Below are 18,157 nucleotides of genomic sequence, written 5' to 3'. Positions count from 1 at the left end.
ACATCAACCTCGCTTATGCCGCGCGATGGCTCAGCGCTCGCGCCATTCGGCCAGCCAGCCAAGGCTGGCATCGGTACCCTGCTCGCCCGGCTTGTACTCGGCGCTCAGCCAACCCTGATAGCCGCTGGCCTGCAAGGCATGCAGCGCTGCGCCGAAGTCCAGCTCACCGCTACCAGGTGCACCCCGGCCCGGACAGTCGGCGAACTGCACATGACCGATGCGATCACCCAGCTGAGCGATGCAGCTCGGCAGATCCAGCTGCTGGCGCGCCATATGGTAGAAATCCAGCTGTGCCATGCAGTTGGGATGATCGACCCGCTGCAGCAGCGCGTTGAGATCCGCCGCGCTATTTATCAGAAAGCCCGGCATGTCGAGCGGGTTGATCGCCTCGCAGAGCACGCGAATACCAAGCATGTCGAAGGCGTCGGCGGTCTTCCACAGGTTGTGCTCGAGGGTCTCCAGCGCCAACTCACGATCGACACCCTCGGCGAGCCGCCCCGGCAGCACGTTGATACAGGCCGGGCGGACCATCAGCGCGTAGGTCAGCGCCTCCTGCAGGGCATTGTCGAAAGCCTCCTGCCGATCCGGCACTGCCGCCAGACCTGGCCCACCCTGTTGCAGGTCGCCGGCGGGCAGATTGATCAGTACCAGCGGCATGCCGGCGCGCTTGAGCTGCTCTTTCAGGCGGATGGCCGGCAGCTCGTAGGGAAATTGGATTTCCACCCCGTCGAAACCGACGATGCGGGCGGCGAGGACGCGATCGGCGAGCGGCAGCTCGGTGAACAGCAGTGAAAGGTTGGCGGCGATTTTCATTGGCCGCCCTCCCGATACATCTGCACCAGCGTAGCGGGGTCGCGTTTCAGGTTGCCCTGGCTACCATGCAGGCGCATCAGCTGCGCGGCCAGCCCGCTCAGAGGTGTCGCCGAGCCCAGCTCGCGGGAGAGTTTGACCGCTGTATTCAAATCCTTGAGCAAAGTCCGCACATGCCATTTCACTGGTTCGAACTCACTCGCCGCCATCTGCGGGGCGAGAATCTGCAGCGGCTTGGAATCGGCGAAGCCTCCGGCGAGCGCTGGTGCCAGCAAGCTGGCGTCGACCCCGGCACGCTCGGCCAGCGCGACCACTTCGGCGATCACCAGGGCATTGCAGGCGACGATCATCTGATTGCACACCTTAGTGACCTGGCCTGCGCCGACATCGCCCATATGGGTAAGGCGCTGGCCCAGATTCATCAACACCGGACGCACCCGTTCGACGTCCTCGACGCGGCCGCCCGCCATGATCACCAGGTTGCCGGTCTCCGCACCGGCCGTGCCACCGGATACCGGGGCATCGACCCAGCGCATGCCGCTGCGAAACTCCAGCTCGGCGGCCATGTCACGCGTCGCGGTCGGCTCCAGGCTGGAATGATCGACCAGCAGCTTGCCGGCCTTGCCACCTTCGGCGATGCCTCCTTTGCCGAACAGCACTTCGCGCACCGCGGCGGTGTCCGCCAGACAAAGCAGCACGATATCCGCCTCGGCACAGAGCTCGGTGGGCGTTGCCACCGCCTTGGCACCCAGCTCGAGCAGCGGCTGACACTTCTCGGGCGAGCGATTCCACACGACCAGACGATACCCCGCGGCCAACAGGCGTCGGCACATCGGCAGCCCCATCAAGCCGATACCGGCAAAGGCGAGGGTTGGCAGATCGGACATGGGGCAACTCCTTGGCAAACGAGGCACCGATTCTAGCGCTGCAGTGCTGTCGACAGCCATGCACTGGCCGCTCCGCAAGCTGAACCCGCGCTCTGCAACAGCTCGGTGTCACAATGACATGACCCCGACGCAGCAAATTGCCCGATCAATCGGAACGATCCGCTTTTGAGCGCCTCTGAAGGAGGCCTCGGGGGCCGCCTCGTGCAGTTCTATCCGCTCAACGTACGTCCGCCTCGGCGATAGGCGTGCATCAGAAGACATCGCAGGAAACAAACAATGGATTTAATTCAGATCATCGTCCTGGCCATCGTGCAGGGACTAACCGAGTTCTTACCGGTATCGAGCTCGGCTCATCTGATCCTCTTCCCGCATCTGGTGGGTTGGGAAGACCAGGGATTGGCATTCGACGTGGCTGTACACCTCGGCACCCTGGTCGCGGTGGTTTGGTACTTCCGCCTGGAAGTGTTCGGCATGACCCGTGACTGGTTCGCTTCGGTGGCGAAGCGTGAACGGGTAGGTGACAGCCGGCTGGCCTGGGCAGTAATCCTCGGGACGATTCCAGCCGGCATTGCCGGGCTGCTGTTCAAGGACTTCATCGAAGTGCAGATGCGCTCGCCCCTCGTGATCGCCTGGGCGACCATCGGCTTCGGTCTGCTGCTGTGGTGGTCGGACGTAGTCAGCCGGCGAACTGCGCAACCACGCGATGAGCACAGCCTTACCTGGAAAGACATTCTATTGATCGGCTGCGCTCAGGCGCTGGCGCTGATTCCCGGCACCTCGCGCTCAGGCGTGACCATGACCGCCGGGTTGCTATTGGGGCTGTCACGCTCCGGAGCGGCGCGTTTCTCCTTCCTGCTGTCGATCCCGATCATCGTGCTTGCCAGCGCGTTGAGCACGCTGGATCTGGTGGAAGGTGGCGTAGCCGTGGATTGGACGGCGATGGGGCTGGGTGTGGTGCTGTCGGCGGCGAGCGCCTACCTGTGCATCCACATCTTCCTCAAACTGCTGGAGCGGGTAGGCATGCTGCCGTTCGTGATCTATCGACTGATTCTCGGTGCCGTATTGCTGATGCTGTTCACCAGCGCCTGAGATCGGCCGTTCCGATTAGCCGCGGTTCGCGATCCGTCGCGCCACCGCGGCAGCCTGGACAACCCGACCGCTTCAGCCCTGGGGCAGGTCGATCAGCAATGGACCGAGCAAGACCGCGGCAATACGCGCCTCGGTAAACATTTTCTCAGCCAGAGGCACCCTGTTTATCTGCGCGCCTTCGATAGCATTTTCCTGAATCGGGGCGACCTCCCTGAAGGAATGACCATCTGCCCAAACCATCGCGACCTGACCCTTCTTATCGCACTTCACATTCGTTCCTTCGCTCTGCAAGGTGGCACATTGCTTACATACGGCCACTACAGAACTCTTAGGTGTAACGGCTGAAAAAAGTTCGTCGTGTTTCGAGATATTTCTAAAAAAGACTCGCGAGTTGGTTATCCGACCGCGTTGCGCAGCTTTGCTTGGCGCCAAACGCCGCCCGCGCTCTATAATCCGCGCGCTTTTTTCCGCTATTGAACCGGAGAACCCTCAATGCTGAAGCGCTCCTTGGCAGCCGTTGCCGGCTTTGCCCTGTCCCTGTCTATTGCCACCACCCACGCCGCTGAAGCCCTGAGGGTTTCTGCCATCCCCGACGAAGCACCGACCGAGCTGATCCGCAAATTCAAGCCGCTGGGCGAATACCTGGAACAGCAGCTGGGCATGCCGGTGAAGTTCACCCCGGTGTCGGACTATGCCGCCGTCGTTGAATCCCTGGCTTCCGACCGCCTCGACCTCGCCTGGCTAGGCGGCTTCACCTTCGTGCAGACGCGCCTGAAGACCGGCGATGCAATTCCGCTGGTGCAGCGCGAGCAGGATGAGAAGTTCACCAGCAAGTTCATCACTGCCAACCCTGACATCAAGTCGCTGGCCGACCTCAAGGGCAAGACCTTCGCCTTCGGCTCCGTGTCGTCGACCTCAGGCAGCCTGATGCCGCGTTACTTCATGCTCAGGGACGGCATCGAGCCGGAGAAATTCTTCAAGCGTATCGCCTACTCGGGCGCCCACGACGCTACCGCCGCCTGGGTCGAAGCTGGCAAGGCCGATGCCGGCGTGCTCAACGCCTCGGTGTGGGACAAGCTGGTCGCAGCTGGCAAGGTCGATACCGCCAAGGTCCACGTGATCTCCACCACCCCGCCTTATTACGACTACAACTGGACAGTACGCGGCAACCTCGATCCGGCGTTGGTCGAGAAAATCAAGGCAGCATTCCTCGCCCTCGACCCGGCCAACCCGGAGCACAAGGCGATCCTCGATTTGCAGGCAGCCAGCCGCTTCATCGAGACCAAGCCGGAGAACTACGCAGGCATCGAAGAAGCCGCGCGGGCAGCCGGTCTGCTGAAGTAACACTGCGCATTATTCGTACGTGAGCACCTTGCAGGCGCCGCCAGCGCCAGACTGCGCGACCGAACGTGAGCCGGCTTTAGGGCTGGCTGGCGTGGGGCACACCCATGCCGGCGGCCAGCCTGCGTTGCGTGGGATCGATCTGCAGATCGCCCAAGGCGAACGTGTCGCGATCATCGGACCGTCCGGAGCAGGCAAGACCACGCTGCTGCGCCTTCTTGCCACTTCGCTCAAGCCTGACCAGGGCGAGATCGAGTTGCTGGGCAAGCGTCCCTGGACGCTTGCGACCGCCGCCCGGCAACGACTGCGCACGCAGATAGGCCTGATTCACCAGGCGCCACCGCTGCCGCCCAGGCAACGTGTAATCACCGCAGTGCTGGCTGGCCGCCTTGGCCACTGGTCACTACTCAAGAGCCTGCTCAGCCTGATCTTTCCGCTGGACCGCCAGGGCGCTGCCGATGCGCTCGGACGTCTCGATCTCGCCGACAAGCTGTACATGCGTTGCGACCAGCTGTCGGGCGGTCAGCTACAGCGGGTCGGGATCGCCCGCATGCTTTACCAGGCACCGGCTCTGATTCTTGCCGACGAACCCGTCTCGGCCATGGACCCGGTACTTGCCAGTCACACCCTGGGGGTACTGAGCCGCGAAGCCCAGCGCCGCAGCGCCACGCTGCTGGCCAGCCTGCACGCGGTGGAACTGGCACTGGAACACTTTCCGCGCATCATCGGTGTACGTGACGGACGCATCCTGTTCGATAAACCCGCCACTGATATCGGCCGTGACGAGCTGGCCGCGCTATATGCCAATGAACAGCTCCAGCACGCCCCGTCGCCACCTGCTGCACCGGCCCCGCAACTGAACATCCCGCGATGCTGAACCGCGCGCTCACCCGCCAAGACCCCGCCACCGCTTCACGCCTGATGCTGACACTGCTGGCCCTGGCGCTGCTGTGGCCCGGACTGAAGCTGAGCGAACTGGATCTAGGCGTGCTGTTCGATGGCAGTAATGCGGGAATCATGGGTACGTTTCTATCGGCGTTCTGGCCGCCGGAGCACAGCGGCGAGTTTCTCGGCCTGCTCGGACAGGCAACGCTGGAAACTCTGGCCATTGCCACCGCTGGCATGACACTGGCGCTGAGTGTCGCCCTGCCCTGCGCCCTGCTTGCCACCCGCGCGCTGTCCCTCTCGGCACTCAGCCGCGGCGGCCGCCCGGCCTGGTGGGCGCAGGCCTTGCGCTGGCCAGTGCGCGGATTGCTGATCGTATTGCGCAGCATCCCGGAGATCGTCTGGGCGCTGTTGTTCGTCCGCGCCGTGGGCCTCGGCCCGACCGCCGGTGTGCTGGCCATCGCCATCACCTATGCCGGCATGCTCGGCAAGGTCTACGCAGAAATTTTCGAATCGGTCGACCCGCTGCCGGCCCGGGCCCTGCTAGGTGCCGGCGCCTCGCGGATGCAGGCGTTTCTCTATGGTGTGCTGCCGCAGGCCACGGGCGAAATGCTGTCGTACACCGTTTACCGCTGGGAGTGCGCGATCCGCGCATCGGTGGTGATGGGTTTCGTCGGCGCCGGTGGCCTGGGCCAGCAGATGGATCTGTCGATGCGCATGTTTGCCGGCGGTGAAGTCGCCAGCATGCTGCTGACGTTCCTGATGCTGGTGCTGCTGGCCGATCTGCTGAGCCGCTTGCTGCGCTGGAGATTCGCGTGAGACTGCTGTCGCGCCTGCTGATCCCGGCCGGGCTGGCCGCCGCCGTAGTGGCCGCATTTGCCTACCTGGAACTGGAGAGCACGGCCTTGCTGAGCGGGGACGGCCTCGCGCAGATGGCCGCTTACGCCTCCGGCTTCATGGCGCCGGACCTGTCCTCACCGCACCTGCAGGCAATCTTCTACGGCACGCTGGAAACCCTGGCGATGTCGGCCATCGGCACCTTGCTCGCGGCCCTGCTCGGCTTGCTGCTGGCACTGCCAGCGGCAGGCCGCTTTGGTCTGCTACCGCAGGCGGCGTCACGGCTGTTGCTCAATGCGCTGCGGGCAATACCGGAGTTGGTGTGGGCGGCCCTGATGGTGCTGGCCGCCGGGCTCGGCCCAAATGCCGGGACGCTAGCGCTGGCCCTACATACCGCCGGCGTGCTTGGCCGCCTGTTCGCCGAGGCCCTGGAGAACACCCCGCCACAGCCGGGCGATGCCTTGCGATTGGCCGGTAGCGGACGCATCGCGGCGTTCTGCTACGGCACCCTGCCAGCGCTCTGGCCGCAGCTGGTGGCGTATACCTTGTATCGCTGGGAAAACAATATCCGCATGGCCAGCGTGCTCGGCTTCGTCGGCGCCGGCGGGTTGGGCCAGATGCTCTATATGAGTCTGAGCCTGTTCCAAGAAGCTCAGGCCTCAACGGTCATCCTTGCCATGCTCTTGATGGTATTGGCAGTGGACAGCCTCAGCGCTTGGGCGCGGCAGCGCTGGGTACGCAGCTAATCGAACGCGCCTGAGTCGCAGCGCACCGCTTCAGTGCACGACAGGCTGCTGCTCCCGCTCCTGCACCAGTACCCAAGGGGCGACGACCACAGCCCACAGATTCGGGTCGCGCTGCTGCCAGTCCTGCGCCTGCTCGGCCTGCATCTTCGACAGCTGGCCACCGCTCAGCCATGCGGCCACCTTGCCCTGATCATCGTCAGCGACGGCCATCGCCACCGCGACCAGATCGGCATCGCCCGCCACATGCAGCAACGCGCCACGGGCAAAGAATGGCTGCAGTTCCTGCCACGTAATCGCTGCAGTTTCCCCTAGCAGCTTGGCATAAAGAGTGCTTGCGTCGTCGGCCATGGGACTCACCAGATACGAAAAGGGCGCAATGATACTCGCGCCCCGATTCCCATCAAACGGTTGAATCTGCCGGCTGTGCAAACGGAGGAGACACTTCTACACTGTGCCGGTACAGTTGCCGGAGCGTTTCGGGATGTTCGCCTCTTAACGGCACTCTGGCTCGCAGGATTCAAACAATAACGATGCAAGTGGAGCACTTATGAAGACCAAGCAGCGTCTTTCGAAAATTTTCCTGGCAATGGCACTGACCGGCGCAGCCAGCTACACCTTGGCCGCCGACACAATCCGCATCGGATTGGCAGGGCCGGTAACCGGACCGGTGGCGCAGTACGGGGACATGCAGTTCATCGGGGCCGAAATGGCCATCGAACAGATCAACAAGGCCGGCGGGGTGAACGGCGCTCAACTGCAAGGTGTTCGCTATGACGACGCCTGCGATCCGAAACAGGCCGTGGCGGTGGCCAACAAGATCGTCAACGACAACGTCAAGTTCGTGGTCGGTCATCTCTGCTCCAGCTCCACGCAGCCAGCATCCGACATTTATGAGGACGAAGGCATCCTGATGATTACCGCGGCGTCGACCAGCCCGGACATCACCTCCCGCGGTTACGAACTGATCTTCCGCACCATCGGCCTCGATAGCCTGCAGGGCCCAACCGCTGGCAACTTCATTGCCGACCACGTCAAGCCGAAGAATGTCGCGGTCATCCACGACAAGCAGCAATACGGTGAAGGCATCGCCACTGCGGTCAAGCAGACCCTGGAAGGCAAGAACATCAAGGTCGGCCTGTTCGAAGGCATCAATGCCGGCGACAAGGACTTCTCCTCGCTGATCGCCAAGCTCAAGCGTGAAGGCGTGGACTTCATCTACTACGGCGGCTATCACCCGGAACTGGGCCTGCTGCTGCGTCAGTCCAAGGAAAAAGGCCTGAACGTGCGCTTCATGGGTCCGGAAGGCGTCGGCAACTCGGAAATCTCCGCCATCGCCGGTCCAGCTTCCGAAGGCATGCTCGTGACACTGCCGAAGTCGTTCGATCAGGATCCGCGCAACAAGGAGCTGGTGGACGGCTTCAAAGCCAAGAAGCAGGACCCGACCGGCCCGTTCGTGTTCCCGGCCTACGCCGCCGTGCAGGTCATTGCCGAAGGCATCGAGAAAGCGGGTAGCACCGACACCGACAAGGTCGCCGAGGCGCTGCGCAGCAACACCTTCGACACCCCTACCGGCATGCTCGCGTTCGACGAGAAAGGCGATCTGAAGGACTTCAATTTCGTCGTCTACGAATGGCACCAGGACGGCACCAAGACCGAAGCCAAGTAATTTCCATCAGCCTGATGAAGCCCACTCTCGCGTGTGGGCTTTGTTTTAAGCAGGCGGCCCTGCCAAAAGCACCGGGCCGCCCTGCCGTACCTGTAATTCAACGAGCGGCCTGAACAGCAGGCCCACCTCGAACCGATGCCGTGTGTGATCCGCAGGGCACCGTACCGCAGTGGCGCCGCGCCAGAGTGTGCGGTGCGTTCGACGTGGGGCAGCGCAGCAGACCGAAACGGAATTACAGGGACTTCGGGAGAGCAGTGATGCCTGAGCTTTACCACTACCTACAACAACTGATCAACGGGCTTACCGTTGGCAGCACGTACGCGCTGATCGCCATCGGGTACACGATGGTTTACGGCATCATCGGCATGATCAACTTCGCCCACGGCGAGGTGTACATGATCGGTTCGTATGTCACCTTCATCGCGATTGTCGGCCTGTCCATGATGGGCCTGGATGCCTTGCCCATACTGATGATTGGCGGTTTCGTCGCCGCCATGATCGTCACCAGCGCCTACGGTTACAGCATCGAACGGGTCGCCTACCGTCCACTTCGCGGCAGTAACCGCTTGATCCCGCTGATTTCTGCGATCGGCATGTCGATCTTCCTGCAGAACGTCGTACTGCTGGCACAGGACTCCAAGGACAAGGCGATCCCCAACCTGATGCCGGGCAACCTGGTCATCGGTGAAAGCGCCATGAACGGCGTAGTGATCTCGTACATGCAGATCCTGATCTTCGTGGTGACCTTCGCCGCGATGTACGGCCTGACGATGTTCATCTCGCGTTCACGTCTGGGTCGCGCCTGCCGCGCCTGCGCCGAAGATCTGAAGATGGCCAACCTGCTAGGCATCAACACCAACAGCATCATCGCCCTGACTTTCGTCATCGGTGCTGCGCTGGCTGCCGTCGCGGCAGTGCTGATCAGCATGCAGTACGGGGTCATCAATCCACACATCGGCTTCCTGGCCGGCATCAAGGCGTTCACCGCAGCGGTGCTCGGCGGTATCGGCAGCATTCCGGGCGCCATGCTCGGTGGTCTGGTACTCGGCGTAGCCGAAGCCTTCGGTGCGGACATTTTCGGAGACCAGTACAAGGACGTCGTGGCGTTCAGCCTGCTGATCCTGGTGTTGCTGTTCCGCCCAACCGGCATCCTCGGTCGTCCGGAGGTTGAAAAGGTATGAGCGGCAATCTCCGTACAGCCTTCTTCAGCGCCCTGCTGGTCATCGCCGTGGCGGTGCCGGTGTTCGGCCTGAAGCTCACCACCGTCGGTATCCGTGTCGAAGTGCATGGCGCCGAAATCGGTACCTTCTGGATCATCGCCGCATGTGCCGTTGCCATGTTCGTCTGGCAGCTGTTTCGCACGCACCTGGCCGCTGGTTGGGCCGCGAGCCCGAACTTGCCCACCGTGCCTGCCGGCGCCGGCAATTTCTTCACGCTGCCCTCGACCCAACGCTGGATCATCCTGGCGCTGGTGCTGGTTGCGCTGGTGTGGCCGTTCTACGGATCACGGGGCGCGGTAGATATCGCCACGCTGATCCTGATCTACGTGATGCTCGGTCTCGGCCTGAACATCGTCGTGGGTCTGGCCGGCTTGCTGGACCTCGGTTATGTCGGCTTCTACGCCGTCGGCGCCTACACCTACGCGCTGCTCTCGCACTACTACGGTGTCGGGTTCTGGACCGCCTTGCCCATCGCCGGCGCGATGGCTGCCTTGTTTGGCTTCCTGCTGGGCTTTCCGGTATTGCGCTTGCGCGGTGACTATCTGGCTATCGTGACCCTCGGCTTTGGCGAGATCATTCGCATCCTGCTGCGCAACATGACCAGTGTCACCGGCGGCCCGAACGGCATCAGCGGCATCGACAAACCGACCCTGTTCGGCCTGTCCTTCGACCGCCGTGCCGCCGAAGGCATGCAGACGTTCCACGAGTATTTCGGCGTGGCCTACAACTCGGTGAACAAGGTGATCTTCCTGTACCTGATCGCCCTGCTGCTGGTACTGCTGACGCTGTTCGTGATCAACCGCCTGCTGCGCATGCCGATCGGTCGCGCCTGGGAAGCCTTGCGCGAAGACGAGATCGCCTGCCGCGCCCTGGGCATGAACCCCACCGTGATCAAGCTCTCGGCATTCACCCTCGGCGCGACCTTCGCCGGTTTCGCCGGCAGCTTCTTCGCCGCGCGCCAGGGGCTGGTATCGCCGGAGTCCTTCACCTTCATCGAGTCGGCGATCATCCTCGCCATCGTGGTGCTGGGTGGCATGGGCTCGCAGCTCGGCGTGATTCTCGCGGCGATCGTGATGATCCTGCTGCCCGAGCTGATGCGCGAATTCAGTGAGTACCGCATGTTGATGTTCGGCGCCCTGATGGTGCTGATGATGATCTGGCGCCCGCAAGGTCTGCTGCCGATGCAGCGCCCACACCTGGAGCTGAAACAATGAGCCGCCCGATTCTAGAAGTACGCGGCCTGATGATGCGTTTTGGCGGCCTGCTTGCCGTCAACGAGGTGGGGCTGACGGTACACGACAAGCAAGTGGTCTCGATGATCGGCCCCAACGGCGCCGGCAAGACCACGGTATTCAACTGCCTGACCGGCTTCTATCAACCGACCGCCGGGGAGATCCTGCTCGACGGCACGCCGATTCACGGCTTGCCCGGCCACAAGATCGCTCGCCAGGGCGTGGTGCGCACCTTCCAGAACGTCCGCTTGTTCAAGGACATGACGGCGGTGGAGAACCTGCTGGTGGCACAGCATCGTCACTTGAATACCGGCTTCCTTGCCGGCTTGCTGAAGACTCCGGGCTTTCGCAAGAGCGAGCGCGCGGCGATGGATTTCGCTGCGCACTGGCTTGAGCAGGTCAATCTGACCGAGGTTGCCAACCGTCCGGCTGGCACCCTCGCCTACGGCCAGCAGCGCCGCCTGGAAATTGCCCGCTGCATGATGACGCGCCCGCGCATCCTCATGCTCGACGAGCCGGCGGCCGGCCTCAATCCGAAGGAAACCGAGGACCTGAAGGCGCTGATCGCCATGCTGCGCGACGAACATGGCGTCACGGTGCTGCTGATCGAACACGACATGAAGCTGGTCATGAGCATTTCCGACCACATCTACGTGATCAACCAGGGGACGCCGCTGGCCGATGGTTCACCCGAACAGGTGCGCAACAATCCAGACGTGATCAAAGCCTACCTGGGGGAGGCGTAAGCATGCTGACTTTTGAAAACGTCTCGACCTTTTACGGCAAGATCCAGGCGCTGCATGACATCAACGTGCAAGTGGAGCAAGGCGAGATCGTCACCCTGATCGGCGCCAACGGTGCCGGCAAGTCGACGTTGCTGATGACCCTTTGCGGCTCACCGCAGGCGGCCAGTGGCAGCATTCGCTTCCAGGGCGAGGAACTGGTCGGCCGGCAGACCTGCGACATCATGCGCAAGGCCATCGCCGTGGTGCCCGAAGGACGGCGGATCTTCGCTCGCCTGACGGTTGAAGAGAACCTCTCCATGGGCGGTTTCTTCACTGGCAAAACGGACTTCCAGGAGCAGCTGGACAAGGTGCTCGGCCTGTTCCCGCGGCTCAAGGAACGCTTCCAGCAGCGCGGCGGCACCATGTCCGGCGGCGAACAGCAGATGCTTGCCATCGCCCGCGCCCTGATGAGCAAGCCCAAGCTGCTGTTGCTCGATGAACCGTCGCTCGGCCTGGCACCGATCATTATCCAGCAGATCTTCGAGATCATCGAACAGCTGCGCGAGGATGGCGTGACGGTGTTTCTGGTCGAGCAGAACGCCAACCAGGCGCTCAAGCTGGCCGATCGCGGCTACGTGCTGGAGAACGGACACATCGTCATGCAGGGCAGCGGCGAGGACCTGCTGACCGATCCGAAGGTACGTGACGCCTACCTGGGAGGTTGAACCAAATTCGGCGTTTACGAAGCCCCGCCTCATGGCGGGGTTTTTTTTGCTCTTCGCTTTTCTAGCGCCGTCTGCAAGCGTCAGGCGAACCCCCGCCCTGCACCCGCAGTCGAAGAACCCGCTATGCTTTCCTCCGCTCATTCACGCTGTACTACCCGTCAAGGAGACCTCATGAAGCGCCACTGCCTGCTCGGCCTGCTCATGGCTGCCAGCGTCACTGCGTATGCAGAGATTCAGACGCAGGAAATTCCCTACACCGCTGCCGACGGCACCGAGATGATCGGCTACTACGCCTATGACGACGCCATCGAGGGCAAGCGCCCCGGCATCGTTGTAGTCCATGAGTGGTGGGGGCTGAACGATTACGCCAAGCAGCGCGCCCGTGACCTCGCCGAACTGGGCTACAGCGCCCTGGCCATCGACATGTACGGTGAAGGCAAGAACACCGAGCATCCCAAGGACGCCATGGGCTTCATGCAGGCGGCGATGAAGGACGCCGACGCCGCCAAGGGTCGTTTCAATGCCGGCCTCGACCTGCTCAAGGAACAGGCCCAGACCGATACCGCCAAACTCGGCGCGGTGGGCTACTGCTTTGGCGGCAAGGTGGTGTTGGACATGGCCCGCCAGGGCGTTCCGCTGGATGGCGTGGTCAGCTTCCACGGCGCGCTGGCGACCGAGACTCGCGCCGCGCCAGGCAGCGTCAAAGCACGCGTGCTGGTCGAGCATGGCAGCGAAGACAGCATGATCAGCAGCGACGACATCGCCGCGCTGAATGTCGAGATGGTCAAAGCCGGCGCCGACTACCAGTTCGTCAGCCTGCCTGGTGCCAAGCACGGCTTCACCAATCCGGGCGCCGACGCCCATCAGAAGAGCGGCCTCGACGTCGCCTATCAGAAAGCCGCGGACGAACGTTCCTGGCGTGACATGCAACGCTTCTTCAGCGAAACCTTCGGCGCACCGGAAGCCATCCGGGCGCAGTGACGGCAGCAGGTTTCGTCCGTGATTCGTCCCGGCGGCACGCCTGTCGCTGGGACGCGTGCTAGCATTGCGCGCATATTCATCGTCGATCACGAGTCATGGCCGAACACGATTTCCGCTACACCCTGCTCAACCCCGCCCATACCCTTACCGAATGCCGCGCGTTGGCGCCGGGCCGCTATCAGGTCACCGGCAATGGCGGCTCCATTCGCAGCGGCGACGTACTGATCGTCACGCTCAAGGGCAGCCGCGATCTATCCCAACGTCTTACGGTCGATAAGGTCCGCCACTTGATCAACCCGCCCGGGCAATGGATGGCCGTAGCCAGCGGACCGGTTTTCCGCGAGTTGGAAATCCTTAACTGGCAGGTCGCTTGCGATAGCTGCGGCAAGCAGCTGGACTTCGAATTCGCGGTAGACGCCAAGCTGGGCGAGGCCGCCCGCAAGCCTGCCGCGCAAGCCCGTATTGCCGAACTCGGTTGGTCAGGCGTGGACGGCCAACACCTCTGCCCTAGCTGCCGGAAGGAGAAACAGGCATGACTTTGCGTATATTTCCTTTGATTGCAACTCTCGGCCTCGTGGGCTGCGCAACGGAGCCTCTTGAGCTGCAGCGCGACGTCACCTATATCGCCGAGTGGATCGGCGACGAGCCGGTAATCGGCCGTACCGCCGTATCGCTCACGCTCAGTGAAGGGCGCGCCTACGGCAATGCCGGCTGCAATCACTGGTTCGGCAGCTACGAGCAGAACGGACAGCAGATCCGCTTCAGCAACCTGGGCAGTACGCGCAAGATGTGCGCCGAGGAGATCATGGAGCAGGAGCACGCGTTCCTCGACCTGCTCAATCGCGTCGAGCGCTGGGATGTCTCCAACATCGACCAGCTGCGCCTCTGGCCCGCTGAGGGAACTTCGCTGCGGCTGTGGCCGGAGCAGGAATAACGCGCTCCAAATCTGCGCATGCCGCAAGGCTTGCGCACCGCTTTCACGCGAGATCGCTGAACAATCATCTGTCGGTACCGCCCTCACGGCCCATTCGCCTCGACGCCCCTATTCCCGCCACGCCGCGGATTCCGACGCTCAGCGCCTGCGCAAGTAAACCCGTCTACCGGCGTTCACGAAACTGGCACATCCAGTGCATAGACTGAATCAACCAGTTTCGGGGACCCTGGTACAGGCAGGCCAGGGATTCCCCTCTTTAATACCGCTCACCTGAAGGGCCGCAACAGCGGCCCTTCAGCCGTTCTAGCGATAGAGTTCGCGGCGGAAGATCAACGGCGGTGAGCCTTGGTAGATGCCGAAGCTCGCCAAGCCGCGCGCGGTTTGGCGTCCAGTACCATTCCAGTCGTACAGCAGCCACGCCGGCGATCCAGGTAGCTCGACCTGCACCGAACCATCATTGCCCGCGCCAGGCGCGCTCATCAGGATCTGCCCAATACCTGCTGTGGGGCCGCTGCGACTCGGCGTCGTTTCCCCAGCAGACAAATTGCCGGTAAAAGTGTCCACAACCAGTGCAGGATTGCCGAGCAACGGGGCAGAACAAGTATCTTGCGTTTCGGTCTGGAAAGCTCCGTCGCGCCAGCTTTCGATGCGTAGCGGCAGGCTCAGCCCCTTCAGCTCGGAACCGTGCGCGTTGTCGAGGCTCAGCCGACCCAGGCGCAGCTCACTCCCCCCGAAGGTGAAGGAGTAAGGCTGGCACGTAGTGCCGCCGAAGCATGCACCGTCCTTATCGGTCAGTTCGGCCGCGGAAAACGATTGCCGCGCGAGAATGGCGATCGGCGCATCCTCGCTACTGGGCTGCAAAGCACTGCGGTAAATAAGCTGACGGCCCGACCAGACGAAGGACATCTCTCCATCGCCAGAGACGGCGTCTAATTGCGCCACGCTGACGCTGCCCTGGGCGGTAATTCTGCCATCAAGGCCGGGCCGACCCGTTTCGGAGGTAGGAAGAAGCGAGAGCGCCGGTGGGTTCAATCGCCAGAAAGGCTCCCGATCATAGTTATTGGTGACAGCCCCCTGACGATTGAGTCCGGTAGCGACGAGCGTAGGCGGCTGGACGAAATCCACGGCCTGTTCCTGATAGCTGAAAGCTCCGCACGCGGGCTGCAGCGCGGCCGACCCCTGCACGCCCAGGGAGGCCGGAATGATCCTGCCCACCAGTGCGCTGCTGCCCCCACCGATGGATTCACCGAAATATGCCGGCGGGGTGGCGACCAGCCTGAAGACACCGACCTCGGAAAGCCTGCTGGACACACTGGTCTGAGTTCCCAGTACATGCTCGTAGGTTTGTGGCAATAGGGTCCCGGCGCTACCCGGCACGGGCGCTACCAACTGACTGGAAAGTCCGATACCAGCCAAGCGAAAATTCGGCGTGGTCGGATTGCCCACGCACAGCGCCTCAGCGTTCAGCAGCTCACCGTCGGTCTGCCAGCCCACCGCACGGATGCGCAAAGGGAAATTGTCACCGGCTCGTGCAGCGAAGACAGGGCAGGTCCCGCTCACCCCTGCCGCCGTGCAGAGCGAATCGGTTTCCAGACAAAGCCCGTATGGCTTGACCAGGAAGGGATCGGTACCCGTCATGCTCAGCCCGTTGTCGCCGGTTGCGGCGCTGCCGTTATAGATCGCCGTCAGACGCATCTGGCCCGCATCGTCGTAGCGAACCGCGAGCGAGGCGCTGCCGGTCGTGTCGAATGCCAGGGCAACGCCGGTAGGACTGGTACTGACATTGGTGCCGTTGACCACCACCGGCTGGGTGCCGCTGGCGGGGTCGACATAGATCGAACTGAACTGAAGCGTCCGCGTGACGTTGGCGAAGCCAGGCACGCAGAGCTGAGCATTGTTGCTCGAGCGAACGGCCCGTAGCGGGATATTGCTCTGCGTTCGGGCCGAAATCAGCGTTGGCGCATCGAAGATAAAACCGCTGTCGGCATAGGTGATCCGACAATTGCTAGTCGAACATACCGGCACACTTAGCGGCTTGGTCGCCGGAACAGAACCCGTTATGCCGAGCGTGACGGCGCCAACCGCGCCATTTCGCAACTGCGCACTGGCCACCCCACCACTGAAACTCAGAACATTGCCACCGCTGACAGACGCCGGTGCCGTAGCGGTCCACCCGTTGTTCGGCGTCAGGGTGACCGTAACCGGGTCGGTAAAGAGGCTGCTGCAGGCGCTGTCCAGGCAGGCACGGATGGTCACAGGCTGCGGATTGCAGGTCACCGCATCGCCTGAGTACTCGAAGCGAAAGTGGTCGATCTGCTGACCGATCGCCTCTAGCCGATCCGCGCAGAACGATAGATCGTCTAGTTCGTGGACATTGTTCGAGCCGCCGGTGGAGCCGGTGAAGGTGACGAAAAAGTTCTGCGGCAGCGCCGCCTGGCCAGCTTCGGCCTGGGCATCGAAGGGCGCGATCAGGGTTGCGAATCCTGCACCAGTATTGCGTTCGACGCTGACCAGCGTGCGACCGGCGATCCGGCTGTCGAGGGTGATGCGGTAGGTATGCCCCGGACCAGGCGTCGTGCCGGATACATCCACGCCCGGGTTGAGGTTGGCCGCGGCCCCGCGCAGGTACCGGTAACCGCTGGTGCCGCTGCCGGACCCGCGAATGGATACCGAGTCGGCCCGCGCGCCCGGTCCGCCTACGCGGGTTTCGGTCGGATTGGAAAAGTTGCCGAATTCGTCCAGTGCGATACCCAGCCAGCCGCCGGAGAAACCACTGACACCGTTGAGCTGCGCATAGCCCAGCGAGCCGCCGTAGCCACCCGGCTGCGGTGTGACGGAAGCATCCGAGAAGATCACCGCCACACCATCGGCCCCAGAGCCGTTGTAGGCGTAGTACTTGAACTCGATCTGCACCAGATTGCCGGCTGCTGGCACCAGGCGTTGCACGGTGGCGCCAGTGGCGACGTTGCCGCTGTTGTCGGTCAGGCGCAGGCGATTGCCGATAATGCGCGGCACGCCGAAACTGCCATTTCGGCTAGTCACAGCCCAGTCATTACCGAGGGCTGCGCGGTTGAAACTGTCGTTGAGACAGCTCGGCACAGCCGGTGGCCGACAGGCATTAGCCGGAGTGGAGTTGGGGAGGCAGGTGCCGATCACCGTGCTGGGGCTGTTGACGAAGATGGTCGAATAGCTCGGGGCGGTGAAATCACCGAAGGCCGTGGTGCTGTTGAGCGTCACCGCCCCGCTGACCGTGGTAACGCTGATCGGAAGCTCGGCGCTGCCCAAGGTGCTGCTGGTGAACGTGGCCGATCCAGCTCCCGTTACGCTGCCAGAAACCATGTTAACCCCGCTGAACTGCGCGGCGTTGTTGGCTGCGTGGAAGTTACCCTGAATGGTTCCGCCAGTGATCTGCAGTCCGGACGAATCCGAGCGGGCGCCGCCGAGCAGGTTGGTACCGTTGGTGGTGACCGTGCAGCAACCGCTGCGTACCAAGCCGCTGATGCTGCCGCCCGTTAGACTGATACTGCCGTTTGTGGAGGTCAGCGTTCCGCTCACCACCGTGCCATTGGTCGTGATCAATCCTGTGGTCTGCACCAGACCACCCACATTGCTGGTGCGAAGATCGAATGCCCCGCCACCGGTCACGTCTCCGCTCACCGACATGCCGTTGATGGTCACGCCGTTGCCGCCATACACGCTTCCGCTCACGCTGCCGTTGGTCAAGCTGACCGAGGCATTGCTGGAGACCGAGCCGCTGATGGTGCCGCCATTGATACTCAGCGAACCGCTGTTCCCGGTAACCGAACCGAAGACCTGGTTGTTGCTGCCCACCAGGTTGACCGCACCGCTGCCGGTCGTTATCGAGCCGCGAATCGTGTTGTTGCCCGACCCGTCGATCGTGCCAAAGGTCGACTCGAGCGAGATGTTCTTGGCCGAGGTGCCTATGGTGACACCACTACTGAGAGCAAAGCCTCCATTGGCAACCACCCGGATATCGCCCAGGCCTTCCCAGAACACCGTGGACACCCGAAGCACGTCGCCCGCGGCCAGCACAACCCGGCCGCTACAGTTAAAGGTAC

18 protein-coding genes are annotated in these 18,157 nt (G+C 62.7%); 13 read left to right on the top strand and 5 right to left on the bottom strand.

The window, feature by feature from the left end; all coding sequences use genetic code 11:
* Window positions 1-30 precede the first annotated feature (30 nt).
* Both SM130_RS05990 and SM130_RS05985 read right to left on the bottom strand, forming a co-directional pair.
* Window positions 31-813 carry a hydroxypyruvate isomerase family protein gene (locus SM130_RS05990; RefSeq protein ID WP_102823225.1) on the bottom strand — a complete coding sequence of 261 codons (783 nt, stop codon included), beginning with the start codon at window positions 811-813 and terminating at the stop codon, window positions 31-33.
* Window positions 810-1,697, bottom strand: a complete 888-nt coding sequence (locus SM130_RS05985; RefSeq protein WP_102823224.1) for an NAD(P)-dependent oxidoreductase — start codon at window positions 1,695-1,697, stop codon at window positions 810-812. Before SM130_RS05985 ends, SM130_RS05990 begins: the two co-directional genes overlap by 4 nt.
* A gap of 276 nt (window positions 1,698-1,973) precedes the next feature.
* Between SM130_RS05985 and SM130_RS05980 the strand changes: the two genes are divergently transcribed.
* Window positions 1,974-2,786: an undecaprenyl-diphosphate phosphatase gene (locus SM130_RS05980; RefSeq protein ID WP_102823223.1), complete on the top strand. Its 813-nt coding sequence runs from the start codon at window positions 1,974-1,976 to the stop codon at window positions 2,784-2,786.
* Window positions 2,787-2,858: 72 nt separating this feature from the next.
* On the opposite strand, the gene SM130_RS05975 is transcribed toward SM130_RS05980, so the two are convergent.
* A complete protein-coding gene (locus SM130_RS05975) occupies window positions 2,859-3,077 on the bottom strand; it encodes a hypothetical protein (RefSeq protein WP_146029719.1) in 219 nt (72 codons plus the stop codon).
* 201 nt (window positions 3,078-3,278) lie between these two features.
* On the opposite strand from SM130_RS05975, the gene SM130_RS05970 reads away from it, so the two are divergent.
* Genes SM130_RS05970 through phnE form a run of 4 tightly spaced genes read left to right on the top strand, consistent with a single transcriptional unit; the run spans window position 3,279 to window position 6,595 of the window.
* Window positions 3,279-4,130, top strand: coding sequence for a putative selenate ABC transporter substrate-binding protein (locus tag SM130_RS05970; protein ID WP_102823221.1), 852 nt, complete (start codon window positions 3,279-3,281; stop codon window positions 4,128-4,130).
* 19 nt (window positions 4,131-4,149) lie between these two features.
* Window positions 4,150-5,004, top strand: a complete 855-nt coding sequence (locus SM130_RS05965) for a phosphonate ABC transporter ATP-binding protein (RefSeq protein ID WP_102823220.1) — start codon at window positions 4,150-4,152, stop codon at window positions 5,002-5,004.
* Window positions 4,998-5,831 carry a PhnE/PtxC family ABC transporter permease gene (locus SM130_RS05960; protein ID WP_102823219.1) on the top strand — a complete coding sequence of 278 codons (834 nt, stop codon included), beginning with the start codon at window positions 4,998-5,000 and terminating at the stop codon, window positions 5,829-5,831. The genes SM130_RS05965 and SM130_RS05960 overlap by 7 nt, the downstream gene beginning before the upstream one ends.
* A complete protein-coding gene (gene phnE / locus SM130_RS05955) occupies window positions 5,828-6,595 on the top strand; it encodes a phosphonate ABC transporter, permease protein PhnE (RefSeq protein WP_102823218.1) in 768 nt (255 codons plus the stop codon). The genes SM130_RS05960 and phnE overlap by 4 nt, the downstream gene beginning before the upstream one ends.
* Before the next feature lie 30 nt (window positions 6,596-6,625).
* Here the strand turns inward: phnE and SM130_RS05950 are convergent, their stop codons facing one another.
* Window positions 6,626-6,943: a DUF2288 domain-containing protein gene (locus SM130_RS05950; RefSeq protein ID WP_102823217.1), complete on the bottom strand. Its 318-nt coding sequence runs from the start codon at window positions 6,941-6,943 to the stop codon at window positions 6,626-6,628.
* Between the two features lie 199 nt (window positions 6,944-7,142).
* On the opposite strand from SM130_RS05950, the gene SM130_RS05945 reads away from it, so the two are divergent.
* The 8 genes from SM130_RS05945 to SM130_RS05910 all read left to right on the top strand — a co-directional run bounded on the left by SM130_RS05945 (window position 7,143) and on the right by SM130_RS05910 (window position 14,078).
* Complete coding sequence (locus tag SM130_RS05945) at window positions 7,143-8,261, top strand: branched-chain amino acid ABC transporter substrate-binding protein (protein ID WP_102823216.1); 1,119 nt, start codon at window positions 7,143-7,145, stop codon at window positions 8,259-8,261.
* Window positions 8,262-8,518: 257 nt separating this feature from the next.
* Window positions 8,519-9,442 carry a high-affinity branched-chain amino acid ABC transporter permease LivH gene (livH, locus tag SM130_RS05940; RefSeq protein ID WP_102823215.1) on the top strand — a complete coding sequence of 308 codons (924 nt, stop codon included), beginning with the start codon at window positions 8,519-8,521 and terminating at the stop codon, window positions 9,440-9,442.
* Entirely contained in the window at window positions 9,439-10,695 is a 1,257-nt protein-coding gene (locus tag SM130_RS05935) for a high-affinity branched-chain amino acid ABC transporter permease LivM (protein ID WP_102823214.1), read from the top strand. Before livH ends, SM130_RS05935 begins: the two co-directional genes overlap by 4 nt.
* Window positions 10,692-11,459 (top strand): high-affinity branched-chain amino acid ABC transporter ATP-binding protein LivG, encoded by a 768-nt coding sequence (gene livG, locus SM130_RS05930; RefSeq protein WP_102823213.1) that lies wholly within the window; start codon window positions 10,692-10,694, stop codon window positions 11,457-11,459. Before SM130_RS05935 ends, livG begins: the two co-directional genes overlap by 4 nt.
* Window positions 11,460-11,461: 2 nt before the next feature.
* On the top strand, window positions 11,462-12,163 hold the full coding sequence (locus tag SM130_RS05925; protein ID WP_102823212.1) for an ABC transporter ATP-binding protein: 702 nt from the start codon (window positions 11,462-11,464) through the stop codon (window positions 12,161-12,163).
* A gap of 171 nt (window positions 12,164-12,334) precedes the next feature.
* On the top strand, window positions 12,335-13,144 hold the full coding sequence (locus SM130_RS05920; protein ID WP_102823211.1) for a dienelactone hydrolase family protein: 810 nt from the start codon (window positions 12,335-12,337) through the stop codon (window positions 13,142-13,144).
* Window positions 13,145-13,239: 95 nt separating this feature from the next.
* Window positions 13,240-13,680 (top strand): hypothetical protein, encoded by a 441-nt coding sequence (locus tag SM130_RS05915; RefSeq protein ID WP_102823210.1) that lies wholly within the window; start codon window positions 13,240-13,242, stop codon window positions 13,678-13,680.
* Window positions 13,677-14,078, top strand: coding sequence for an META domain-containing protein (locus SM130_RS05910; RefSeq protein ID WP_102823209.1), 402 nt, complete (start codon window positions 13,677-13,679; stop codon window positions 14,076-14,078). The genes SM130_RS05915 and SM130_RS05910 overlap by 4 nt, the downstream gene beginning before the upstream one ends.
* Window positions 14,079-14,381: 303 nt before the next feature.
* Here the strand turns inward: SM130_RS05910 and SM130_RS05905 are convergent, their stop codons facing one another.
* The gene (locus SM130_RS05905; RefSeq protein WP_146029718.1) at window positions 14,382-18,104 is read right to left on the bottom strand and encodes a DUF6701 domain-containing protein; all 3,723 of its coding nucleotides are present in this window, start codon (window positions 18,102-18,104) and stop codon (window positions 14,382-14,384) included.
* Between the last annotated feature and the right edge of the window lie 53 nt (window positions 18,105-18,157).

The sequence above is a fragment of the Stutzerimonas stutzeri genome (assembly GCF_038561965.1).
In the GTDB taxonomy this organism is placed as follows: Bacteria; Pseudomonadota; Gammaproteobacteria; order Pseudomonadales; family Pseudomonadaceae; genus Stutzerimonas; species Stutzerimonas stutzeri_AA.
The sequence above is the reverse complement of the archived record's forward strand: the minus strand, read 5'-3'. Positions and strand labels throughout refer to the sequence as shown.